Origin of the sequence: Thermohalobaculum xanthum (assembly GCF_016623495.1) — a bacterium.
Lineage (GTDB): Bacteria > Pseudomonadota > Alphaproteobacteria > Rhodobacterales > Rhodobacteraceae > Thermohalobaculum > Thermohalobaculum xanthum.
Genome location: NZ_JAEHHL010000001.1, coordinates 825029 through 848876 on the forward strand (window position 1 = coordinate 825029; position 23848 = coordinate 848876).

Consider the following 23848-nt stretch of genomic DNA (forward strand, 5'->3'; position numbering starts at 1 on the left):
TCGTCCTCGGGCCGGTGGAAGCGCACGAGGGAATTGAGGAAATCCGCGCTCGAGGTCGCCGCCCAGACGCTGCTCTTGCTGATCAGGGTCGTCAGGCCGAACATGCCGATGGTGAGCGTCCAGGCCTCGACCCAGCGGTCTGAGAACCAGTAGGCCGTCAGCAGGCCCCAGAAGCCACGCATGCGCGAGGTGGCCGTTCGCCCGGGCGCGACGAGAGGGCGCCGCGCGAGCGATAGAAGCGGGACACGACCAAGCAGATGTACCGCGCTCCACGGCCCGATCGAAAGGATGACAGCAAGGGTGATCGCGAAAACGTCAAAGGTAATGGTGCAAGCAACGGCGAGTGTTTCCCGCATTTCGGGAGGCGCGTTGGCTAATACAACCGGAAACGACGCGATCAGCGCAGAAATCCCTAAGATCCACGCTGCCTTTAAATTGAAATGGGGGGCGGTTATCCGCAGCAGCGGCCCCCATCGACGCACACGAAGCTCCAACCTATTCAGAACCATCCACCGCCCAGGAACAGTCTCTACAAACTCCAACTGACCCAAAATGTGTCACCAATTGCGGCAAACTTGCGACCAAGACGAAATGTGGGGTTGCTCAGGGCAACAATGCCCAAATATGTTTTGTTGCCGTTGCTTCCGCGCCACGCTCGCGCTGCGTATTGATGGGCGCAGCAAAGCCTATTATTTAGCGGCGCGTTCGCGCACGGGCCGCGGGGTGCCTGCCGGGTGGCAGGCGTGAGCGGCTCTAACACCCGGTTTCCCAAGCATAAAGGCAAGGGCCCGGACGCGTCGTTGCTCGTCGTGCTGCACCGTTCTCCTGAGGATCACCGATGCCCGGTTCGGAAAATGGCTCGGAACTGCTGGCTGCCCTGGCCGCCGTTGGGCTGCGCCTGACGCGGCGTGAGTTCATCGCGGGCGCAGGCGCGGGCGTCTTGGGCACGGGCGTTCTGGGCGCCACGACCGGAAAGGCGCTGGCCCAGGAGGCCGGCGACGGGTCGAGTGCCGCCCCTGCTGAGCCGGAGCCGGCACCCCCGATCTTCGGCTTCGCGGATGTCGCCGAGATCGCCCGCACTCGCGCCGAGAAGGAATACTCGGCGCCGTCGATGACGCTGCGCGGGCCCTTTGCGAACCTCGAATACGACCAGTACCGGGCGATCCGCTTCCGGCCCGAGGCACGCCCGCTTGCAGGATCGGGCAGCGCCTTCGCCATCGACCTGCTGCCGCCGGGGTCGGTCTACCGCCAGCGGGTCGCCATCTCGATCGTCCGGGCCACGGGGATCGAGGATCTCGGCTTCTCGTCCGACCTGTTCGAGTTCGATCCGGCCATCTTCCCCTTCCCAGACGGGATCGCCCCGAGCGGATCGGGCGAGGGCATGGATTTCTCGGGCTTTCGCCTGCGCAGCCCGATCAACAGCCCCGACGTCCTTGACGAGTTCCTGGTGTTCCAGGGGGCGAGCTATTTCCGCGGCATCGCGCGCAGCATGATCTTCGGGCTCTCGGCGCGCGGCCTCGCGATCGGCACTGCTGATCCCCGCGGCGAGGAATTTCCCGTCTTCCGCCATTTCTGGATCCGCGAACCGGAACCCGACGCGCGCGACATCGTTGTACATGCGCTGCTCGACAGCGCGTCGGCCACGGGCGCATTCGAGTTCGAGATCCGCCCGGGCGAGTCCACGGTGATGCAAACGCGCTGCCGGCTGTTTCCTCGCACTGAAATCGACCAGATCGGAATCGCACCGCTGACCTCGATGTATTATTTCGGCCCCGCGCGCCGGCGCGGCATCGACGATTTCCGCGACGCGGTGCACGACAGCGCCGGGTTGCAGATGATCACCGGCCAGGGCACGCGCCTGTGGCGGCCGCTGACGAACCCGGATCGCGTCGAGATTTCGGCTTTCGTCGACGAGAATCCCAAGGGTTTCGGCCTGACGCAGCGCCCCCTCGACTTCGGCTTTTATCAGGACGCCGAAGCGCGCTATGATCGGCGCCCGAGCGGATGGGTGGAACCCTTGGGCGGATGGGGGCCCGGTACCGTCATGCTCGTCGAGATCCCGGTGGAGAACGAATTCAACGACAACATCGTCGCCTTCTGGCGTCCGCGCGACCCGTTGAAGCCGTCACCGGAGGGACATGACTTTTCCTACCGGCTCCACTGGTGCGCTGCCCCGCCCGACGCCGCGCCGCTGGCCCGGGTGAAAGCGACGCGCGGCGGCCGCTCGATCCACAATGCGGCGATGCGCGACTTCGCAGTGGATTTCGTGACGGCGCCCGACAGCAACCCGGCGCTGCGGGGCACGTTGACCGCCAGCACCGGCAAGGTCTCGCCGGTCACGCTGACGCCCCTGCCCGGAGGCCAGCTGATCCGCGCCGCCTTTACCTTTGAGCCCGGCGACGCCGAAGCCGCCGAACTGCAGCTTGCGCTCGAGGACGAGGCCGGGCTGCGGCAATCGGAAACCTGGCTCTACAGATGGACCGCAGAACGATGACCTCCGCGAGCCAGGGCGAAAACCGCCCGGTCGTCTTCAACGACACCGAGGGAGCGCAGATCCGCAAGCCCGACTTCCTGCACGCGCCCACGCCGCCATCGGCGCCGCTCGAGATGCCGACGCAGGACCTGGCGCGCGGGCCGATCGTGGCCTTCCCGCCCTCGAGCCTCGGGACCGCCTTCGCGCGGCTGATCGCCTTTGGCGGGGCAGCGGTGCTGACGGCATATGGCTTCAACGAGATGCTGCTGGTCTTCGGCAAGGAGACCCGCACATTCCTGCAGCTGGTGCTGCTGGGGCTCTTCACCATCACTTTCGGCTGGATCGCCCTGTCGGCGACGCAGACGATTGCCGGCCTGCTTTGCGCGCCGGGACGACCTGACGTGCCGCGCGACGGGCCGCTCAAGGGGCGGACCGCGATCCTGATGCCGGTCTACAACGAGAGCCCCGCATCGACCTGCGGTGCCCTGGCCGCGATGGGCGAAGCGCAGGCGGACAGCGGTCACGGCACTTCCTTCGAGATCTTCATCCTTTCGGACACCCGCGACCCCGACGTGTGGCTCGCCGAGACCGCGGCCTTCGCCGAGCTGCGCCACCGGCTGGCGGGGCGGATTGCCGTCTGGTACCGGCGTCGGTGGCAGAACACCGGCAAGAAGGCGGGGAACCTGCACGACTTCATGGTCGGCTGGGGTGCACGCTACGACTACATGCTGGTGCTGGACGCCGACAGCCTGATGGACGCGCCCACGATCATCGAGATGGTCCGGCGCATGGACGCTGCGCCACGGCTGGGGATCCTTCAGACCGTGCCCATCCTGGCCGGCGGCTCGACCCTGTTCGCGCGGCTCCAGCAGTTCGCCGGGCGCATCTACGGCCCCGTCATCGCGCGCGGCGTCGCCGCGTGGCAGGGGATGGACGGCAACTACTGGGGCCACAACGCCCTGATCCGGGTGCGCGCCTTCGCCGAGAACTGCGGCCTGCCTGAACTGCCGGGGCGCAAGCCCTTCGGCGGCCACATCCTGAGCCATGATTTCGTCGAGGCATCCCTGATCCGGCGCGGCGGCTGGGAGGTCCGGATGGACCCCGACCTCGAGGGCAGTTGGGAGGGATCGCCGCCCTCGCTCCTGGACCTCTCGACCCGGGACCGGCGCTGGGCGCAGGGCAACCTGCAGCACTCGAAGATCGTCGGCGCCCACCGGCTGAGGCTGCCGAACCGGATCCACATGCTGATCGGCATCGGTGCCTACCTCATGTCCACCATCTGGCTGGCCATGCTGCTGGTCGGCATGGTGCTGACCGCCCAGACCCTGCTGATCAGGCCCGAGTACTTCCCCGACGGCCTGCAGCTATTCCCCGACTGGCCGGTGTTCGATGCCGAGCGGATGCGCCGTCTCTTCATGCTGGCAATGACACTTCTGCTGCTGCCGAAGGCGGTGGGCCTGTGCCGCGCTCTGCTGCTGCGCCGGGTGCGGAGCAAGACCGGCGGCGCGTTCCGGCTGATTGCCAGCGCGGTCTTCGAGGTGGTGCTGAGCGCGCTCTATGCGCCGGTCCTGATGCTCCTGCAGGCGCGGCACGTGACCGACATCCTGCTCGGCCGCGACTCGGGCTGGGGGCGCCAGCAGCGCGAGGGAGCCGAGCTTTCGTGGCCCGAGGCGTTAGCCCACCACTGGACCAGCGTCGTCGCGGGCCTGACCGTGGGCGCGGCGTTCGCATGGTTCGCGCCGAACCAGGTGATCTGGATCACGCCCGTTCTGGCGGGCCTGATCCTCGCCCCCGCATTGTCCCGCTGGAGCAGCGCGCGGAGTGCCGCCTCGTGGGTGGAGCGCGCCGGCCTGCTGACCACGCCCGAGGAGACGTCGAAGCCCGCGCTGATGCAAACGGCGCACGACCTCGAGGAAGAGTTCGAGGCGCTCGCCAGCCCCTCGCTCGAGGCTCTGGCGGACGATCGGGCCGCGCTGGCGGCGCATCTGCGGGCCCTCGGGCCGGAGCCCGACTGGACCGAGTCGCAGACCATCCTGCGCGTCACCCTGAGGGCAAAGATTGAGGCGGCAGCGTCGCCCGCGCAGGCGGTTCGCTGGCTCAGCCCCGCCGAGCGGGATGTGCTGGTCGGCTCGGCGGACCTGCTGCGGCTGTGGGGCGCGCGCTGGGACGAGCCTGCCCCAAGCTCCAGGGGCGCACTGGGCATGTAAACCCCGATTGCCCGACGACGGCACCGTGCGGCGCATTGGCCGGTGCGCACGGTGTGGCTCACGGTGCGGCTGCGGCCGGTCTGGCTCGCGCCAGACAAGATATCATTTCAAATCAACGCGCTATGGACACGACGCTGCGAGGTGTCGGCCCGCGCCGCGTTGCGATCGGGTCCGATTTCAGGATCGTCGGCGGCATTCCTTCCTGTTTACAAATTTACATTTGTGAAGATTGTAAACCCTACAATCAACACAGAAACCCGGTTTGAAATGCATGTCGGCGATCCCGGTGGTAATAATATTGCGTCGGGAAAACGCAACGCCGGCATCGAACGAATCAAGTGAGCGGGAGAGCGACAATGCCCCATAAAATCCTGATCCTCGGCGCTTCCTATGGCTCGCTTCTGGGCACCAAGCTGGCAATGGCCGGCCATGACGTGACCCTGGTTTGCCGCGCCGCCACGGCGAAGCTGATCAACTCCGAGGGCACCGAGGTCCGCATCAAGCTAAAGGACGAGGACGAGCACCGCTCGATCCGCTCGGCCGGGCTGCCCGGCCGGATCGACGCCGTGACCCCCGAGCAGGCCAACCCGGCGGCCTACGACCTGGTGGCCCTCGCGATGCAGGAGCCGCAGTACTGCGCGCACGCGATCCGCACGCTGATGATGCGCGTCGCCGACGCGCGCGTGCCGTGCCTGTCGATCATGAACATGCCGCCCCTGCCGTTCCTCAAGCGGCTGCCCGGCATCGACACGCGACTGCTGGAGCCCGCCTACACTGACGCACGCGTCTGGGACCGTTTCGAGCCTGGCCTCGTGACGCTCTGCTCGCCCGACCCGCAGGCCTTCCGTCCCGAGGGAGAGGCGCCGAATGTCCTGCATGTCGGCCTGCCGACCAACTTCAAGGCCGCGGGCTTCGAGGACGAGGCTCATACCGAGATGCTGCGCACGCTCGAGGCCGACATCGACGCCGTGACGATCGACGGCAAGGACGTGCCGGTGAAGCTGCGCGTGTCGGACTCGCTGTTCACGCCGCTCGCCAAGTGGAGCATGCTGCTCACGGGCAACTACCGTTGCATCCTGCCGTCGGGCGCGCGCTCGATCCGCGACGCCGTGCATGAGGATCTCGAGCTGTCGCGGTCCATCTACGAGCATGTCGACGCCATCGCCCGCCGCCTTGGCGCCGAGCCGGAGGCCCAGGTGCCGTTCGAGAAATATGCTCGCGCTGCCGAGAGCCTTCTCAAGCCGTCCTCGGCCGCCCGCGCCGTGGTCGCCGGGTCGCCGATGATCGAGCGCGTGGACCGCGTGGTGCAGTGCATTGGCCGCCAGCTTCGCCTCAACCATGCCGGCATCGAGGAAGTCGTCGCGAATGTCGACGCGGCCCTCGAGGCAAACCGGGTGAAGGTGGCCTGATCCGTTTGGCAGGGCTGGGGGGCGCGTGCCGTGCCCGTGTCCCGCGACCCGGCCTCGCCCGCATCCCCGGGACTGCCATTGACGCCGCGCCCCAGCCGGGACACGCGGCGTTTCGATTCCCGATCCGCGGGTTTAACCTTGGGCCTCCAACGACGCAGGAGGCACTCGGCAATGCTCGCCCCGCTCACCGACGACGACTGGCCCGAAGCCCTTTCGCATCTGAGGGACAGCTTCGTGGGACGTGGCAATGTCTACCGGGTGATGGCACATCACCCGGAACTCCTCGGCGCCTGGTCGGGCCTGCGCAAGCATGTCGTGACCGAGAACGCGCTGGGAAACGAGCGCATCGAGGTCGTGATCCTGCGTGTCGCGCACCGGCTGGATGCCGCCTACGAGTGGGATCACCACGTCGTCCGTGGCCGCAAGGCCGGCCTGTCGGACAGCCGGATCCGAACACTTCGCGGCTCGGCCGACGAGATGGCGCCGGACGACGCGCTGCTGGCCCGCGCGGTCGACGCGCTGGTCGATGAGGCCCGCCTCCCCCAGCCGCTGCAGGCGGAGCTTTCCGAAAGGCTCGGGGCGACAGGCGTGCTCGACCTGATCGCGACCGTGGGGTTCTACACCACGCTTGCCTTCATCGTGAAAAGCTTCGGCACGCCACTCGACGCCGATGTTGTCGAGGCGCTGGCTGCGAGGCCGCTCGACACCTGACGTAAGCGCCCGGCATAACCGCCGTAACAGGTATAATCGGTGTAGAGCGGCGCAGCACACAGGTTCTCGGCCCCCATCGCGCAACAGGGGCACGCGCCGCAGGTGTGACCGAGCCAAGGGACGCCGACGCGCACGCCGGGCTCGAGCCCATCGCCCCCTGCCCCGCATTCGCGGATCAGTCCGACGATTTCGTGGTCAAAGACGATCGGAAGCCTGGGTTGGCCGAGATCGACGTCGACGATGTGAAGATCCGTCCGGCAACCGCCACCGGCCGCCACGTCGGTGGCGACCCTGGCCGCGGCCGCGCATGGGCACGGGCATTTCCCGGAGCACAACGGGCCGGCCGATCGTTCGGAGTCCATCGCGCGCATCCGCGCCTTGATCGCCCCCGATCGGGTTCGAGGATAGACGCAGATGCGGCCGTCGCCTCGCGATCGGTCGAGTCAGGCGCCCGCAGATCTTGTGCCCGCGACACGACGTTAAGCGGCTCCCGAGGCGCCAGAAAAGAAAAGGCGCCCCCGGCGGACCGAGAGCGCCACAAGCATCAGCTGAGGGTCGCGGCTCAGGCGACCGCGGGGCGGGCCGCGTTCTCCTGCGCGATGGCCTGGGCCAGCGCGGTCTCGAAGATGGCGAGGCCTTCCTCGATCAGCGCATCCGAGGCCGTGAGCGGGACCATGATGCGGATGGCGTTCGAATGCATGCCGCAGGACAGAAGGATCAGCCCCAGCTTGCGCGCGTTCTCGACGATCGCCTTGGTCAGGGCCGCATCCGGTGCGGCCGAGGTGAAGTCGGTCACGAACTCGACCGCCAGCATCGCGCCGATGCCGCGGATGTCCCACATGCGCCAGGGCGCCGTGCGCGCGCCAATCTCGGCGAAGCGCTGGCGGAACAACTCGCCCACCGCCGCCGACCGAGCCAGCAGACCCTCGCTCTCGATCGCCTCGATGGCCGCGAGCGCCGCGGCGCAGGCTACGGGGTTGCCGCCATACGTGCCGCCGAGCCCGCCGGGCGCGACCGCATCCATCACCGAGGCGCGGCCGATGACGCCAGCGATGGGGAAGCCGCCGGCCATGCTCTTGGCGACCGTGATGAGGTCGGGGACCACGCCGGAATGCTCGACCGCGAACCAGGTGCCGGTGCGGGCAAAGCCCGACTGGATCTCGTCGGCGATGAGCAGGATGCCATGCTGGTCGCAGATCTCGCGCAGCGCGCGCCACATCTCGGCAGGAACGGGGATGTAGCCACCCTCGCCCAGCACGGGCTCGAGGATGATCGCGGCGACCCGCGACGGCTCGACATCCGTGAGGAAGATGGTCTTGAGCGCCTCGATGCAGTTGGCGACGGTCGTGCCGGCGCGCGCGTCGGGCAGCGGCGCGCGGAAGATGTCACCGGGGAAGGGCCCGAAATCCTTCTTGTAGGGCGCGACCTTGCCCGTGAGCCCGAGGGTCAGCATCGTGCGCCCGTGATACCCGCCGGTGAAGGCGATGACGCCGGGCCGGCCGGTGGCCGCGCGCGCGATCTTGACCGCGTTCTCGACCGCCTCGGCACCGGTCGTGACCAGCAGGGTCTTCTTCGGGAAGTCGCCCGGCGCAAGCGCGTTCAGCTTCTCCGCCAGCGCGACGTAGGACTCGTAGGGCACGACCTGGAAGCTGGTGTGCGTGAAGTGGTCCGACTGCTCGGCCGCGGCCTGCATGACCTTCGGATGGCGGTGGCCGGTATTGAGCACGGCGATGCCGCCGGCGAAGTCGATGTAGCGCCGGCCCTCGACGTCCCAAAGCTCGGCATTCTCGGCATGCGCGGCAAAGACCTGCGTGGCCGAGGCGACGCCGCGCGCGACGGCGGCCTCGCGACGGGCAAGAAGCCCGGCATTGGTCTGGCCGGTTGCCGGGGGCGCGACCGGCGCCGAGGCCGCGGGCGCCACGGCGCCGGCGGATTCCGCCTTGGTCCGCGTGCTGCGCTTGGCGGGTGCCTTCTTGGCGGTGCTGGCCCGGCTGGTCTTGGGGGTGCGTGCGTCGGCCATATCGAATCTCCTTACAGCGACGTTTAAAATATCGGTATCATGTTTAATTTATAAATCCCAGCGGCATTTTGATTTGCCGCGACGGGGAAGGACTGTATAAGAGAACATCGGATTTTCATGGGCTTGACCGCCATGCTTCACGCCCCTTGAAAAATTTTCCGGATGATCGATTTTCTAAACAGCAGCAAGGAGGCGGCATGGATATCGACATCGGGAGGCGCCTGAAGGAGGTGCGCGAGACGCGCGGCCTGTCGCAGCGCGAGCTGGCGTCGCGGTCGGGCGTGACCAACGGCACGATCTCGCTGATCGAGCAGAACAAGAGCAGCCCCTCGGTGTCGTCCCTCAAGAGCCTGCTCGACGCCATCCCCATGACCCTGTCCGAGTTCTTCGCGGTCGCCGAGAACGCGGACGCGCCGCGCCGCTTCTACGCCGCGTCCGAGTTCACCGAGCTCTCGCCTGCCGATATCGGCATGAACGGCCACGGCGCGGCACGCGTGTCGCTGAGGCAGGTCGGCGACGCGTCGCGCCATACGCTCCAGATCCTGCACGAGCGCTACCCGCCCGGCACCGACACCGGAACCGAGATGCTGCAGCACGAGTCCGAGGAAGGCGGCGTGGTCATTGCGGGGATCATCGAGATCACGGTGGGCGACGAGGTGCGCGTGCTCAACCCGGGCGACGGGTATCTTTTCGACAGCCGCACGCCCCACCGCTTTCGCAATATCGGCGACATCGACTGCGTGATCGTCTCGGCCTGCACGCCGCCCACGTTCTGAACGAGCGGCAGGCCGCTTGGCGCGGCCCCGGCGGGCAATCGCCTCGCGCTCCACCTTCACACCATAATCAGAGCGCCGGGTTCTTCGGACCCGGATGCGGGCAGGCCTTGCCAGGATGGTGCCTTCCGGGCGTACCGGCCATCACGCCTTGCAACCGATTGGCGATTTTTCCTTGATTCAGTCGCCCATGAGGCGCACAGCTAATACAGAGCGAGACATCGTAACGAGGCATCTCGAGATCCGATGAACCAGCATTACACGCAGCAATCGCACGAAGTCGACGAGCTCAGCCTGGCCGCTCCGGCGAGCCAGGAGCATGAGGCTGGCGCGGCCGACGCCGCGATCGAGCGCCTTCGGGCATCGCGCGCGGAATACTTGCGCACGCTGACCGAGGACGCCCGGAACACCGGCGCCCGCTGGCTCCGCGAGGACGCGAGCTATGCCCAGCTCAAATGTGTGCTGTGGCTCAAGGCGGGCGGCAGCGTGCGCGAGAAGCTTCATCGCGCCTTTGCCGAAAGCCCGCTCGACACCGTCGCACCGCGGCTGAGAGCCCTGTCCGGCGTCCCGGAATGGAGCCGCAACTGGCGTTGGTACAGCATCTTCCTCGACGGCGTCCTGGCCGAGTGGAACAAGATCGCGGCCGAGGTCGAGCAGGACTGAGCCGCGCGCGCCCGGGCCGCTTTCGCAAGGCCCGGGACGAGATCCATCCGCCGCTCGAGATCGCGCGGCGAACCCGCTGTGTGGCGCGTCGCGGCGCAGATTTCGGCTGCGACCGTGATCCCGACATGGACTTCCTGTTCCGGCGCAGGGTTCCCCGCGCGCTCTTTGCGCGCGGAAATGTCGAACAGTCGACCATCCGGGATGCCGGGTCATGGATGACCAGGCCCGCGTCCTCAGAGCGAGGAACGGGGTCATGCGCATTTCGCGGGACTGATGCCGCGCTCCCGAAGTCGATCCGGCGGCAGTCTCGGCCCAGCATGCGCTTGACGCCATGATGCGCCGTGGTCCTCATCGCGCGTCGGGTTCGAAGTCCCGTCGCACGGTCTTAATTCCCATGACGGCATTCGCACGAGGCGGCGTCGCGCACAACTTGCCGGGGACGTGGCCCGACAAAACACACCGAAGACCCCGAGTCGTTATCTAGGCGTGGAGCTGGCAACTATTCCGCCCTTGCGGAATGGATGCCGCGATTTGCGCGTGTATCAATATGGCTCAAGTATTCGCGGCTAGTTGGCCTTAACGGAATGATCGCGCGAACTTTTTCAGTCACGAGAGATTTGCGCAACTTAAGGTTGTATTTATGTGATTATGTGGCATAATACAACTTAAGGTTGTGTCCCGAGTTTGGACGCCCGCAAAAAACCTCCGAGAGGCCAAGGACGCTGATACAGGCGCGGTCGCAATAGGCGATCAGCGCCCGCAGTCGTTTTGCGCGGCGCGCGCGAGCCCATTCGGGCCGCCGCCGCAGGCCGAGGAGTTCCCGTACAGCAGCGTGAGCCACGTCAACGGCGCCGAAGAAGAACAATCAACGGACGGACATCATGGCTACCTTCACCATCACCGACCCTTCGCTGAAGATCGTGCTCGATGAAAGCTCGGGCGTAGATGCAGCCGATAGCGACATCACGAAAGCCCAGCTGGCAACGGACTTTGCAGCATTCGACACGCTGCTGTTCACGACACTTGCCCTGAACCCGGCATTCCCCTCGAACGGCCGGATCGCGGCCGAGACCAATTACATGACCGTCGGCTTCGAAGGCTCGCTGACCGACATCTCGCTCACGGGCTGGAACAGCGGCACAGGCACGAGTGTCGATCTCGACAACTACGACCCGGGCGTCACCGATCCGACGACTGGCCATCCGACAACCATCGTCACAACCGACGGCGAGCAGGCCGTCTACCTGTTCGGCGATTATGACGGCATGGCCGGCGCGCTTTCCGGGCAGGTCGTGTTCGGTGTCGACGCAGGTGGCGATCTTGCTTTCGCGGCCTTTATGAAGGTCGCGGACGCCGACCCGCTGGATGACGAGAAGGAGCTGAGCTTCGCGGTCGTCACCTTCCAGGCGATCCGGGACGACCTGACCGGTTCAAACGATCCGGACAACAGTATCAACCTCGACAACTTCATCGGCATCAAGGCCTCGGAGCTGAGCGGGTTCAATTTTGGTGACAACCCCGCCACCAATGTCTTGTTCCAGGCCGCACCGGCATTCAGCGGCAGCGAAGTGCTCCTGATCACCGGATTGTATGAGCTCAACAAGCTCAATTCATCGAAGACCGATCCCACTGCCTTCGGCTGGCACAATCAGCAGGCCGATCCGGGGGAAACCCTTGTCGCGACGTTCGTGAAGACCTGGACCGGAAGCTTCCTGCTTCCCGACAATCTGACGAACCAGCAGGCGAAAGACATCAACAACATCTCATATTCGGCCCTCGACACCATCAACGAGGCGTCCTTCAAGATCGCCCAGGATTTCGGGACGATGAGCGTGCTCATCGCGGCCGCGGCCGCTGGCGCTGGCGCTGAGAACGGTGGAACGGACTTCTTCTCGACCGAACTGATGGACGACACGGCCGTTACCATCGTGAGCGTCACGGTCGATCTGGCCGGTGGTGGCGAGCTTACCTTCGACTCGGCGGACCAGGACGCCGACGGGCTTGTCACCCAGATTGGCTTCGGCCGGACGATCACCGTCGACTTCACGCCGAGTGACTGGGGCGCCACCAATCCTGACGAGTCATCCGGCGGCGTCGAGGTAATGGGCCTCCTCAAGAACGACTTCACGAGCGTCAGCACCAGCACCAATTTCTCGCGGCTGTACACGACGGTGACGGCGCGGGTCGACCCCACCGCGGGCGGCGGCAACAAGGGCGACATCGGCGGCTTCTCCACCAGCCAGTCGAACGACAGCGAGATTCCGCTCAATATCTTCGCGCTCGACGATGCGGGTCTGTCCCTGACGCTGACCGCGAACGGGAACTCGCTCACCGGGCTCGAACTTGACGAGACCATCGGCGCCGACCTGCCCGGCGTGGGCGAGGACATCAACGACCGGTATGCGGATGCGGCCGAAGCGGCCGTCGGCGACGACAACGCCGACGACGACGAGCCCGGCGGCTTACCTGCCGGCGCGATCGGCCAGGTGACCTCCAACGAGGTGGTCGGAACGCTGTTCAACACGTCGTCGACCTTCGACACCGATGGCAACGGCGCCCCCACGAACCCGGGCGGCCTATCTGCGTCGGACGAGGTGAAGCTGGTGCTTGTCGATGGCGCGGACGCGACCGTGACGACGCTGGCCACCGACCTGAGCGTGTCCGACCCGGGCAGTGCCTTCACCGACGACACGATCGACCTCGTGCTTGCGGGCGGCAAGGTCTACGGAATGGTCGACGGCGAGACGGACACCACCGTCACGGCAAACGTCGCCTTCGTGATCGAGCTCACCAGCACTGATCCCGCGACCGCCAACCTCAAGGTGACGCATTACATTCCGATCCTGCACAGCGGCACGACCACGACGCATGACGAGAACCTCGTCCTGTCGATCACCGACGCCGACTCCTATCTGGGCGTGCAACGCGACAAGACGATCGTGGACGGCGACGACGACAGCGACAGCAAGACCGCGATCGCCGACGTCACCGACGACATTTCGTTCGACGACGACGGCCCGCACCAGGTGGTGACGGCGTCCGCCGCTGTCGTCAACGAGGTGCTGAACGTCAATCTCGACGAGACGATCGGCGCTGCTCTGCCGGCCGGAGAGGACGATCGTTACGGCGCTGGCGACGTCGCCCCGTTCGATGACAACGCGGCGGCCGACGATACGGTCAATGATTTCGGCTTGCTCACGCCCATCGGCCAGCTCGACACCACCGCGGCAGGTGGCATCGGCTCGCTGTTCAACCAGTCCGGCTCGGACGGGTCGGACGGGTCGGGCGGCGCGCTTGGCTACTTGTTCGAGTTCGAGTTCACTGAGGTCGGGGATGACGGCATCGCCACCAACCTCACGACCACGGTCAATGGCGAGACGGTGGTGCTGTTCCTCGAGAGCGGCGAGATCATCGGGCGCGAGACCGATGCGAGCGGTGACGTCGCCCTGCGCATCGCCATCCTCGACGCCACCGACCCGGCCTCGCAGATCCGAGTGCAGCAGTTCCTGGCCTATGACCATGGTGGCACCGAGAACCCGTCGGTCTTCGACGAGGAGATCACGCTCGCGACCCTGCTCGGCACCGAGAAGGTCGCCCTGAAGCTCACCGTGACCCGGACCGACTTCGAGGGCGACACGGATTCCGACAGCCATTCGCGCGATCTGATCACGATGTCGGGCTCGCCCTTCGATTTCGATGATGACGGGCCGTTGCTCAGCCTCACGCTCAAGGCTGGAGCCGAGCTGTTACTCGACGAGACGGCCGATGATGGCGACGAGGCGGGGACATATCTTGCCCAGGACTCGATCGACGCGATCGACTACTTCACCGAAACGAAGGACGCCGGCACCGACACCGAGGACCTGACTGCCACGACTTACGCCCTTGATGACCCGGGCACAAACGCAGCATCGGGGCTCACCGACAGCGTCTCGGGAATGCCCGTTGTCTACAATCTTGATGGCGGCGTGATCATCGGCACGGTCGACGGTGGCCCGGATGACGGCGAGGAGGTGATCCGGTACGAGATCGATGCCTCGACCGGCACTGTCACGGTCAGCCAATCGCGCGCGGTCGTGCATCCAACCAAAGGCGACGGCACCACCCCGCCGGGCAGCCATGACGAGACCCTGATCCATCCGGGCTCCGACCTCGTCGTCGTGCGAAAGACGATCTACGACAAGGACGGGGATTCGGCCTCCGCCACCGTCGACATAACCACGATCACGAAGATCGACGACGACGGTCCGTCCGTGACCGTCGTCGGGTCCGCCAACGGCGACGTGAGCACGCTTGCTCGGAACCTCGACGAGACGATCAACCCCGATGGGGACCTGATCCCGGACAACGCGGATCGCTACCGGACGGGCGAGGGCGAGTCGAATGGCGGCCCGGTGAACGGGGATCTCGACGACGTGATCGTCGCCAACGGCGCGGCATCGGCCAACCAGCCGGTCTGGGAAACCGCTCCGGACGGCTTCGAGGCGGGCTACGACACGACGCAGGCCGCCGTCTCGCAGGCGATCGGCGAGTTGCGCACGACGGCCGGCCAGATCGCCGCGCTGTTCGACGCCACGGATGTCGACTTCGGCAGTGACGGCGCGGGCGCCCTCAACGGCAGCACCGGCCGTACGGACACGCTGAGCTTCGTGCTCTCCTCGACCGACGAGGCACCGATCGAGACGACCCTCGTCGCGACGGACGTCGAGGGCTCGGCACTCGACGGGCTCGGCGTGGCCAGCCGCACGATCTGGCTGGTCAAGGTCTCGGACACCGTCATCGAGGGCCGCGTGCCCGGCGATGACGGCACGCTGGGTACGGGCGACGACGACTATGTCATCCTGCGCATGACAATCGAGAACGCTGACACGCCGGCGAGCGCATTCTTCGTTTACGAGCAGTTCGCGCCGGTCGAGAACGGCGATCCCAACCTCTCGGACGAGGAGGCGCGGCTTCTCACCACGGACGCAGCCGACTTCCTCAGCGTCCGCTGGACCGCAATGGTCGAGGATGGTGATGAGGACACTGCCTCCGACTTCCACGACATCACGCTGATCGACGACGATGAGACCGTGCTGTCGATCGACGACGACGGGCCGTCTGCCGGTTCCAACGACCTGCCGGATATCGAGGAGGACGACCTGCCGGACGCAGCGACGCTGCCAGCCGACGTGCAGTCGACCGGCCTCGACGAGGACGGGTCGGGAACCAACCACCGGTATGACAACTTCGACCTCAAGCCCTCGATCACGACGAGCGTCGAGAAGACCCTGATCTTCTCGATGAACCTCGACACGACCGCAGTGGCGGCCGCCAATGTGGGGCTCCAGTCGCAGGGCGAGACGGTCTCCTTCGACGTCCAACGATTCAATGACGACATCGCCGACCCCGAGGACGACGACCCCGAGGACGACACCTACGTCCTGACCGGATTCGTCGACAGCGGCACGGCCGGGCTCGATGACGGAGACCGCCTGGTCTTCACCTTCTCGGTGACGGGACTCGGGCTCGCCAGTTTCCTCGCCATCGACCAGATCGACCATGCGACCGCGACCGAACGGATCGAGGCGAGTGGCCTGGGCGTGGACGACGACGACCAGGAGGAGAACAAGGTTCTGAACCTCACCCCGGCCCTGCTGGTCACCGAAGGCGATGGCGACATTCTCGACCTGCCGGCGACCTTCGCCCAGCAGGCCATCGAGGACGACATCCCCGACATCGGCGACAATGGCGAGAATGGCGACGAGATCAGCGACCCGGACGGCGCCGACAACGTGCCCGACAAGGCGATCAGTTTCGCCGCCGGCTCGGGCGATGGCGAGCAGACGCTCCTCGAGACCCATATCGGCACCGACGAGAACGAGGGTGGTGGCGGCGTCACCGTCACGGCGCTCGACGCCACCATCGAATACGCCGAGGGGCTGACGCTCTACGCCTATGCCGACCCCGCGGACAACGGCAAGATCGTGGGCTACTTCGACGAGGAGGATGGAGAGGGAGACGAATACTTCCGCCTCACCATCCACGACAGCGCCGCGGACTCGACCACTTGGTGGTATGAGTGGGAGGCGTTCCAGAGCCCGCCTCCGGTCTCGCTGCCGGTGGACTTCAGTGCCATCGCGTCGGGCGGGCCAAAGGAGATCCTGTCCCCGCCGATCGGCGAGGCAGGCTTGGTCGCGCTGTTCGACGGGCTGCTGGTGACCGACGCAGTCTGGTCCCCGAACGTGACCGGGACCCTGGCCCAGGCTCAGGACCCGAGGGAAGACAACGACGGCACGAACCTCGTGGACCTGCCCGGCGCTGGCTCGGCCAATGCCGGCGACGACGGCAACCCGAACAACGAGGGCTTCGGCATCAAGGGGCCGTCCGGCACGGGGAACCAGTCGTCGCAGTTCAACCACAACGAAGCGTTCACGGCTGCCATTCTCGATACCAAGAACACGGTGTCGACCGCGGATGACGTGCTGGTCGAGATGGCGAGCCTCAGCTTCTCCATCGAGTACGTCGGGGGAGGAGGCCCGACGCAGCTCAACACCGTCTATCTCGACTGGTACATCGTCGACGAAGGGGCGATCGTGGACTACGGGCAAGCCCCCATCCAGGTTCCGGGAGGCAACAACGAGGTCCCGGTCACCCTCATGCGCGAAGACCTCGGCCATGAAGGCGAGAGCTTCGACGCGATCTATGTTCGAACCACGTTCGATCTCGTCGATGGCGAGATTGACACCAATGTCGGCGTCCGGCTGCTCGACTTCGAGATCGGCCTGCCCCAGCCGACCGAGGACCAGGCGCTCGACTGGCAGGCGAAGATCATGGATGACGACGGCGACTATGACATCGCCACCTTCCGCACCGGCATCGATGGCACGCTCGAGAATGCCGACGGGATCATCGCGGGCGTCGACGACACGTTCGCGGTCTGATCACCACATCAACGAAAACGCTGCCGGCCCCGGAGAGCATCTCCGGGGCCGGCGCATTCAGCAGAGACACACCTCTCGCGAGAGCGTCCTCGGAGAGCGGCGAGCCTTTCTCAGGCCATGAGGAAGTCGCCCGCGTCGAGCCCGGTCACGCCCTCGAGCACCACCCTGTTCGATCCGCTGCTGATCACCGTATCCCCGCCCGTCTCGGACACGGAGAGGTCGGACCACGACAACCCGGTTGCCGACAGGTCCAGCACGTCGACGCCGCGAACGAAATCGGTGATCCGGTCCTGCCCCCAGTCGGAGCCCAAGACGAAAACATCCGCGCCACCGCCGCCGGTCAGGACATTGTCCGACGAATTCCCGATAAGACGGTCGCCGTAGGCCCCGCCGATTGCTGCCTCGAGAACCGTGCCATACGCGACCGAGAACGTGTTCGACGCGTAAGGATCGGCGCTGCCGAAACCACCTTCGCGCAGATCGATTTCAACCCCGTAGGAGGCGGCCGAAAAATCGACCGTGTCGTAGCCGCCGCCATCCCAGATCGTCTTGAGCTGCTGGTCGAACTCACCGAAGCGGTAGACATCGTTGCCGGTGCGGAAGCCGGTGTTCGCGCCATACAGATACTGCAGCGTCGCGATGTCGAAGAGCATGTAGGTCGATGGCTCGTAGGCGAGCCCGAGCGGATCCGAATAGGACATCACGGTGTAGGATCTGTGGTTCTCCTCCCAGCCGATGCCTGGGCCAACATGATCGAGCCCGAGCGCGTGGCCGATTTCATGGATGAGGGTCTTGTATTCCTCCGAGCCGACGACGAAGCTCCCGCTGCGATAGTCGACATTCAGCCAGATATCGTTGTCCGAGTATCCGGTCCCATCACCGGACGGTGACAACGTCGTCCCAGCGGCAAAGCCGAGATCGGCGAAACCGAAGGTGACCTGAGCAAGCTCCGGGCTCGAAACTTCGACGAACTCGATGTTGGCGAAATCCGAGATTGCAGCGAGGGCATCGCGCGTCACCTGGCGCTCGGTCTCGTTGAACGCGGCAAAGGTGTCCGTGTACACGCTGCTGTTCAGGCCGTTCTGGTAGTAGCTCGGAGTGCTGTCGAGGAAGGTGAATGTCACCACGGCCGACGTGCCGTAAGGCTCGGGCGCATTCATCCGCCAGGCGTCGTTGAAAAGGTTTGTGACGTAGTACGGAGGTGTCTCCGAGCCAGGCTCCTCCGGATCGGAACCCGGATCGGGGTCCGGCTCTCCGGCGGCCACACTGACCGTCACCGTGCCCGATCCGCTCCCTCCTCGCCCGTCACCGACGGTGTAGGTGAAGCTGTCCGTTCCGGAGAACCCGGCCTCGGGCGTGTAGATCACACGGCCCTGGGCATCCAGACTCACTGACCCGTGCACCGCGGTCCCGAGGCTCTCGACCGAGAGCGTGTCACCGTCGACGTCCGTGTCATTGGCGAGCACGTCGATCGTGACCGCGCTCCCCTCCGATGTGGCAGCGTCGTCGGCCACGGCCACCGGCGCATCGTTGACCTCGTCGATCTGAACCTGGATCGTGGCGGTCGAACGGCGTCCAGCCGCATCGACGATCTCGTAGGTGAGCGTGTCGGTGCCGGCGGCGTCGGGCGCGGCCTCGTACTGAACCTTGCCGTCGCTGGCGATCACGGTCGTCCCCAGCGCACCGCCGGACACCGACACGATCGAAAGGCCGTTGCCCTGGTCGTTTCCAAGCACGTCGATCAGTGTCGCCTCGTCCTCGAGCATTACGGCCGTGTCGTCATTGGCCACGGGCCCGTCACCGAGCAGGTCATCCGGTGCGAAGACGCCATCGTCGAATGCGAGCCGCTCGATCCCGGTCAGCGTATCGGTGTCGCCCGAGGCGAGGTGCACGACCCTCCAGCTGCCATCGGCGAGCCGGGTGAGCGAATAGGCGGATGAGAGCCCGCCATAGACGGCAGTGTCGATGCCGTCCCCGCCGTCGATGATGTCGTCGCCTGCTCCGCCCGAGAGGATGTCGTCGCCGCTGAGCCCGAACAGCCGGTTATTACCGGCGTTGCCCGTAATCTCGTTGGCGTCGTCGTTGCCGGTGCCGTCGATGGCTGCCGAACCCGTGAGCGTCAGGTTCTCGACATTCCTCGGGAGCGTGTAAGTGATCGAGGCAGCAACAGTGTCCGTCCCGCGATTGGGCTTCTCGACGACCTCGTCGCCGACATCATCCACGATATAGAGGTCGTCCCCATCGAACCCTTCCAGTCGGAACGAGCCGCCCGACCCATCGAGTACATCGTTTTCGTTCGTACCCGACTTGGAAGGAGCCCCCGCCCCGGGACCGCCCTTTCCGCTCTTGTCCTGCCTCGGCATGCTCGTCTTCTCTCCGTTCTTCCGTGTTCATTCGAAGCGGAGAGGCAGTCGTCAAATGCGCCATCACACTGCGCCGATCGGTTCGCCCGCTGCCGGCGCCTCTGACGGGCCCTGGCACGAAGTTCCCGGAGGGTGCGCGTGCGCGCACCCTTTCACGTCACCCTGAGGGAAGACGCCTGTTGACCGCCTCTCGACCCCCGCGGCTGATTGTCTGAAAGCTGCCGGCGCGCGCTTGGCGCATTCCGCTGAGACTGGATGCTTACGCTACAGACCGCCGCGGTCTGGTCACTGCCAATTCGTCCGGGGAAAGCCCACTTGCCACGCTCGTCCCCGCCACCCTTCAACGCCAAGGATCGGAGACGGTTCCCGGTCGAACGCGGAATCATTCGCTGGCGAAAACAGTATCATCCAAGGCCGGACGGCGCGAGCGTTTTCACCATATGTCGCGCCATCGGCGCATCAATTGACTAGATATTGTAGATTTGCAGGGAGACGCAGGATTTCGCAGCCCGGTGGAGCGGAAAGGGTGCTGCAGCCAAACTTCCCTCGCCTGACAGCCCCGGGAATGCTTAACCTGTGGCCGCAAACGCGTTTTTCCGCAGCAACGGACCGTTCCATGCGCATCGTCGATATCTGCGAAGTCACCAAGCCGATCTCGTCCCCAATCCGCAACGCCTATATCGACTTCTCGAAGATGACCGCGAGCCTCGTGGCCGTCGTCACCGACGTAATCCGCGACGGGCGACGGGTGGTGGGTTACGGCTTCAACTCGAACGGGCGCTATGGCCAGGGCGGCCTGATCCGCGAGCGCTTTCGCGACCGGGTGCTCGAGGCGGATCCGGCGAGCCTGGTTGATGACGACGGGTCCAACCTCGACCCCGCCCGGATCTGGTCGGCGATGATGAGTAACGAGAAGCCCGGTGGCCATGGCGAGCGCTCGGTCGCGGTCGGAACGATCGACATGGCCGTCTGGGATGCGGTCGCCAAGATCGCGGGGAAGCCGCTGTTTCGCCTTCTGGCCGAGCGAGAGGGGATCGAGGCCGACCCTCGCGTCTTCGTCTACGCCGCGGGCGGCTACTACTATCCCGGCAAGGACGACGACGCCCTGCGCCGCGAGATGCGCAGTTATGTCGATCGCGGCTACACCGTGGTCAAGATGAAGATCGGCGGCGCGCCGATCGATGACGACCGGCGACGCATCGAGGCCGTTCTCGACGAGATCGGCACGGCGGCGCGGCTGGCCGTCGATGCCAATGGGCGCTTCGATCTCGAGACCGCGATCACGTATGCGAGGATGCTGCGGGATTACCCGCTGTTCTGGTACGAGGAAGCCGGCGATCCGCTCGACTACGCGCTCCAGGCAGCGCTGTCCGAGTTCTACCCGGGCCCCATGGCGACCGGCGAGAACCTGTTCTCGCACCAGGACGCGCGAAACCTGCTCAGATATGGCGGCATGCGGCCCGATCGCGACTGGCTGCAATTCGACTGTGCGCTCTCCTACGGCCTCGTGGAGTATCTGCGGACGCTGGATGTGTTGGCCCAGTTCGGGTGGTCGCCGTCTCGCTGCATCCCGCATGGCGGACACCAGATGTCCCTCAACATCGCCGCCGGGCTGGGTCTTGGCGGCAACGAGAGCTACCCCGACCTGTTCCAGCCCTATGGCGGCTTCCCGGATGGCGTCGAAGTCGAGGACGGGCATATCGTGATGCCCGACCTGCCGGGCATCGGCTTCGAGGGCAAAGCGGAGCTGATCGCCGAGATGCGCCAGTTGGCGGAATGAGACATTCGCCGGTTCCGACCGTAACGGGCGGGTTGGGATGCGCCGGCGCCACACTGCGCGCGCGAATCCACGTTCCCGGATGCCGCGCGGCCATCACCTGATCTGCGTCAAGGCGTGGGGCCTTCGCTTCGGCCATGGTGCCGCCGAAGTTCCGAGGGATGCAGCACATGTCGCTCGTAGACCTGATCGACGCCATCGGTGAAGGACCCGTCGCCGCCCTGTTCGGCCTTTTGACGGGCGCGGTCTTCGGTATCGCCGCGCAGCGCTCAGCGTTCTGCCTGCGCGCCGCGACGGTCGAGTTCGCCCGCGGCCAGCTTGGCGCGCGCGTCGCGGTGTGGCTGCTCGCGTTCTCGACGGCCGTGGTCTGGGTCCAGGGCGCCGAGGCGCTGGGCTTCCTGCGCGCGCAGGAGGCACGGATGATGGCCGTGACCGGAAGCTGGTCCGGCGCCATCATCGGCGGGCTTGTGTTCGGGGTCGGCATGGTGCTGGCGCGCGGATGCTCTGGTCGGCTCCTCGTTCTGGCCGCGACGGGAAACCTGCGCTCGGTGATCTCGGGCCTGATCTTCGCGGTCGTGGCCCAGATGAGCCTGCATGGCTGGCTGGCACCGCTGCGCAACAGCCTCGCCGCGCTCTGGGTGACGCCAGGGGGCCGCAACCTCGATCTGCGCAGCCTTCTGGGCGTGCCTCACGCCTCGGGGCTGATGCTGGGCATCATCACCGCCGCGATCGCGCTGGTCCTGGCCCGGCGGAACCGGATCGGCTTGTCCAGACTGGTCTTCGCCTCGGGCGTCGGCTTCGCGATCGCGCTTGGCTACGGGCTTACCTTCTGGCTCGCGCAGAACAGCTTCGAGCCTGTCTCGATCACCTCGGCCACTTTCACCGGCCCCTCGGCGCGGACGCTGATGTTCTTCCTCGAGCCGTTTCCCGATCTCGGCTTCGATGTCGGCCTAGTGCCCGGCGTCTTCCTCGGCGCGCTGATTGCCGCGGGCGCGGCCGGCGAGCTCAAGCTGCAAGGCTTCGAGGGCGCTGGCCCGATGCGCCGCGCGATGGTGGGCGCGGCACTCATGGGCTTCGGCGGCATGTTGGCGGGCGGCTGCGCGATCGGCGCAGGCGTCACTGGCGGGTCGATCTTCGTCGCCACCGCCTGGCTCGCCCTCACCTGCATGTGGATCGGCGCCGTCACGACGGACTTCCTTCTCGACCAGGAACGTGGCGTCACCGCCACGCCCTGACCAGCGCCGCGCCTGAAAGCATCGCCAGCGTCAGCTGAAGATGTCCGCCGTGATGCCCGCGTACCAGCCGAGGCTCTCCTCGAAGGTGGCCTTGCGCAGCATCGCGTCTTCGCCTGTTTCGCTGATGAAGCTGTGCACGCTGGCGATCTTCTCCGGCGTCGGTTCGTAGGATGCGCCGACTTTCACGCCGTCCTCCGGCGCGATCAAAGACCAGCACGTGTTCGAGTATTTCGCCGGGAAGACGCGCGAGCCGGTCAGTTCGCCAAGGATCGCGTTGGCCGCGACCTTTGCCTGGCTGTTGGCCGAGAATCCGGATTTCGGCATGTCGCCCTGTTGGGATGCATCCCCGAGCACCGTGATCGCCGTATCGGCGAGGCTGCGCATGTTGGCTGGATCGATTGGGACCCATCCGGCATCGTTCGTCAGGCCGGCCTGAGCGGCGATGTCGCCGGCGCGCTGCGCGGGGATCACGCAGGCCGCATCGACCTTCTCGACCACACCGTCGACCACGAACTCTCCTGCCGCCGGACGTACCTCGATACTTCCGCCGCCGAAATCGGGACCGATGCGGGTGATCATGCCCGGGTAGTGCCGCTGCCAGCCTTCCTCGAACAGGGCCTGCTTCGAGTACTTCTCCTTCGGATCGACGATGAGGATCTTGGCGGTGGGGTTCTTCGCCTTCAGCAGCGTGGCGATCATCGAGATCCGCTCGTAGGGCCCCGGCGGGCAGCGATAGGGGTTGGGCGGCGCGACCATTCCGAAGACCCCGCCCTCGGGCATCGCCTCGACGAGCGACTTCAGGCGCCGCACCTGCTCGCCGCCCTTGTAGGCATGGGGCATCATCTCGGCGTCGTCGAGCGTCCAGCCGGGAACCGAGCCCTCGACGAAATCGATTCCGGGCGAGACCACCAGGTGATCATACTCGATCCGCTCGCCGCCGGCCGTGGTCACGACGCGCGCGTCGCGATCGACGCCCACCGCACGATCAACGACATGCCGCACCCCGTGGTCACCGACCAGCCGGTCGTAGTTGTGGGCGAGCGAGTCGTAGCTCCGGACGCCACCGAGATAGAGGTTCGAGAAGAAACAGGTGTGATAGATCGCGTTCGGCTCGACCAGAGTGACATCGACAGCGCCCTGGCCGTCGCGGGCGACATAGCGTGCGACCGTGCCACCGCCGGCGCCGCCGCCGATCACGACAAGCCGAGGCTTGGCCTGTCCGATCGCCGCCGGAGCCGCAAGCACGAGCGCCGTAGCGCCAAGAAACACCCGCCGGTTCATCAACATGGCGCAA

The 23848-nt window shown here is 66.1% G+C and carries 14 protein-coding genes; 10 read left to right on the forward strand and 4 right to left on the reverse strand.

Features of this window, described 5'->3' with window-relative positions:
* Positions 1–838: 838 nt before the first annotated feature.
* The 5 genes from H0I76_RS03865 to H0I76_RS03885 all read left to right on the forward strand — a co-directional run bounded on the left by H0I76_RS03865 (position 839) and on the right by H0I76_RS03885 (position 6800).
* A complete protein-coding gene (locus H0I76_RS03865; RefSeq protein ID WP_200607274.1) occupies positions 839–2494 on the forward strand; it encodes a glucan biosynthesis protein in 1656 nt (551 codons plus the stop codon).
* Positions 2491–4680 carry a glucans biosynthesis glucosyltransferase MdoH gene (gene mdoH, locus H0I76_RS03870; RefSeq protein ID WP_200607277.1) on the forward strand — a complete coding sequence of 730 codons (2190 nt, stop codon included), beginning with the start codon at positions 2491–2493 and terminating at the stop codon, positions 4678–4680. Before H0I76_RS03865 ends, mdoH begins: the two co-directional genes overlap by 4 nt.
* 51 nt (positions 4681–4731) lie before the next feature.
* Positions 4732–5022, forward strand: a complete 291-nt coding sequence (locus H0I76_RS03875) for a hypothetical protein (protein ID WP_200607279.1) — start codon at positions 4732–4734, stop codon at positions 5020–5022.
* Between the two features lie 14 nt (positions 5023–5036).
* Positions 5037–6089, forward strand: a complete 1053-nt coding sequence (locus tag H0I76_RS03880; protein WP_200607282.1) for a ketopantoate reductase family protein — start codon at positions 5037–5039, stop codon at positions 6087–6089.
* A gap of 171 nt (positions 6090–6260) precedes the next feature.
* The gene (locus H0I76_RS03885) at positions 6261–6800 is read left to right on the forward strand and encodes a carboxymuconolactone decarboxylase family protein (protein WP_200607284.1); all 540 of its coding nucleotides are present in this window, start codon (positions 6261–6263) and stop codon (positions 6798–6800) included.
* Here H0I76_RS03885 and H0I76_RS19755 read toward each other — a convergent pair.
* A complete protein-coding gene (locus tag H0I76_RS19755; protein WP_200607286.1) occupies positions 6707–7171 on the reverse strand; it encodes an alcohol dehydrogenase catalytic domain-containing protein in 465 nt (154 codons plus the stop codon). The two genes, H0I76_RS03885 and H0I76_RS19755, sit on opposite strands and share 94 nt — an antisense overlap.
* A gap of 191 nt (positions 7172–7362) precedes the next feature.
* Positions 7363–8820, reverse strand: a complete 1458-nt coding sequence (gene gabT, locus H0I76_RS03895) for a 4-aminobutyrate--2-oxoglutarate transaminase (protein ID WP_200607288.1) — start codon at positions 8818–8820, stop codon at positions 7363–7365.
* 197 nt (positions 8821–9017) lie between these two features.
* On the opposite strand from gabT, the gene H0I76_RS03900 reads away from it, so the two are divergent.
* From H0I76_RS03900 to H0I76_RS03910, 3 genes are all read left to right on the forward strand, one after another.
* Positions 9018–9596, forward strand: coding sequence for a cupin domain-containing protein (locus H0I76_RS03900; RefSeq protein WP_200607290.1), 579 nt, complete (start codon positions 9018–9020; stop codon positions 9594–9596).
* 243 nt (positions 9597–9839) lie between these two features.
* Positions 9840–10256: a hypothetical protein gene (locus H0I76_RS03905; protein ID WP_200607292.1), complete on the forward strand. Its 417-nt coding sequence runs from the start codon at positions 9840–9842 to the stop codon at positions 10254–10256.
* An 881-nt stretch (positions 10257–11137) separates the two neighbouring features.
* Complete coding sequence (locus tag H0I76_RS03910) at positions 11138–17179, forward strand: DUF5801 repeats-in-toxin domain-containing protein (RefSeq protein WP_200607294.1); 6042 nt, start codon at positions 11138–11140, stop codon at positions 17177–17179.
* Positions 17180–17289: 110 nt separating this feature from the next.
* On the opposite strand, the gene H0I76_RS03915 is transcribed toward H0I76_RS03910, so the two are convergent.
* Complete coding sequence (locus tag H0I76_RS03915) at positions 17290–19542, reverse strand: Ig-like domain-containing protein (RefSeq protein WP_200607297.1); 2253 nt, start codon at positions 19540–19542, stop codon at positions 17290–17292.
* A gap of 616 nt (positions 19543–20158) precedes the next feature.
* On the opposite strand from H0I76_RS03915, the gene H0I76_RS03920 reads away from it, so the two are divergent.
* Positions 20159–21322 (forward strand): mandelate racemase/muconate lactonizing enzyme family protein, encoded by a 1164-nt coding sequence (locus tag H0I76_RS03920; protein ID WP_200607299.1) that lies wholly within the window; start codon positions 20159–20161, stop codon positions 21320–21322.
* Positions 21323–21489: 167 nt separating this feature from the next.
* Complete coding sequence (locus H0I76_RS03925) at positions 21490–22554, forward strand: YeeE/YedE family protein (RefSeq protein ID WP_200607301.1); 1065 nt, start codon at positions 21490–21492, stop codon at positions 22552–22554.
* A gap of 30 nt (positions 22555–22584) precedes the next feature.
* Here the strand turns inward: H0I76_RS03925 and H0I76_RS03930 are convergent, their stop codons facing one another.
* Positions 22585–23841 (reverse strand): NAD(P)/FAD-dependent oxidoreductase, encoded by a 1257-nt coding sequence (locus H0I76_RS03930; protein ID WP_200607303.1) that lies wholly within the window; start codon positions 23839–23841, stop codon positions 22585–22587.
* Positions 23842–23848: the final 7 nt, after the last annotated feature.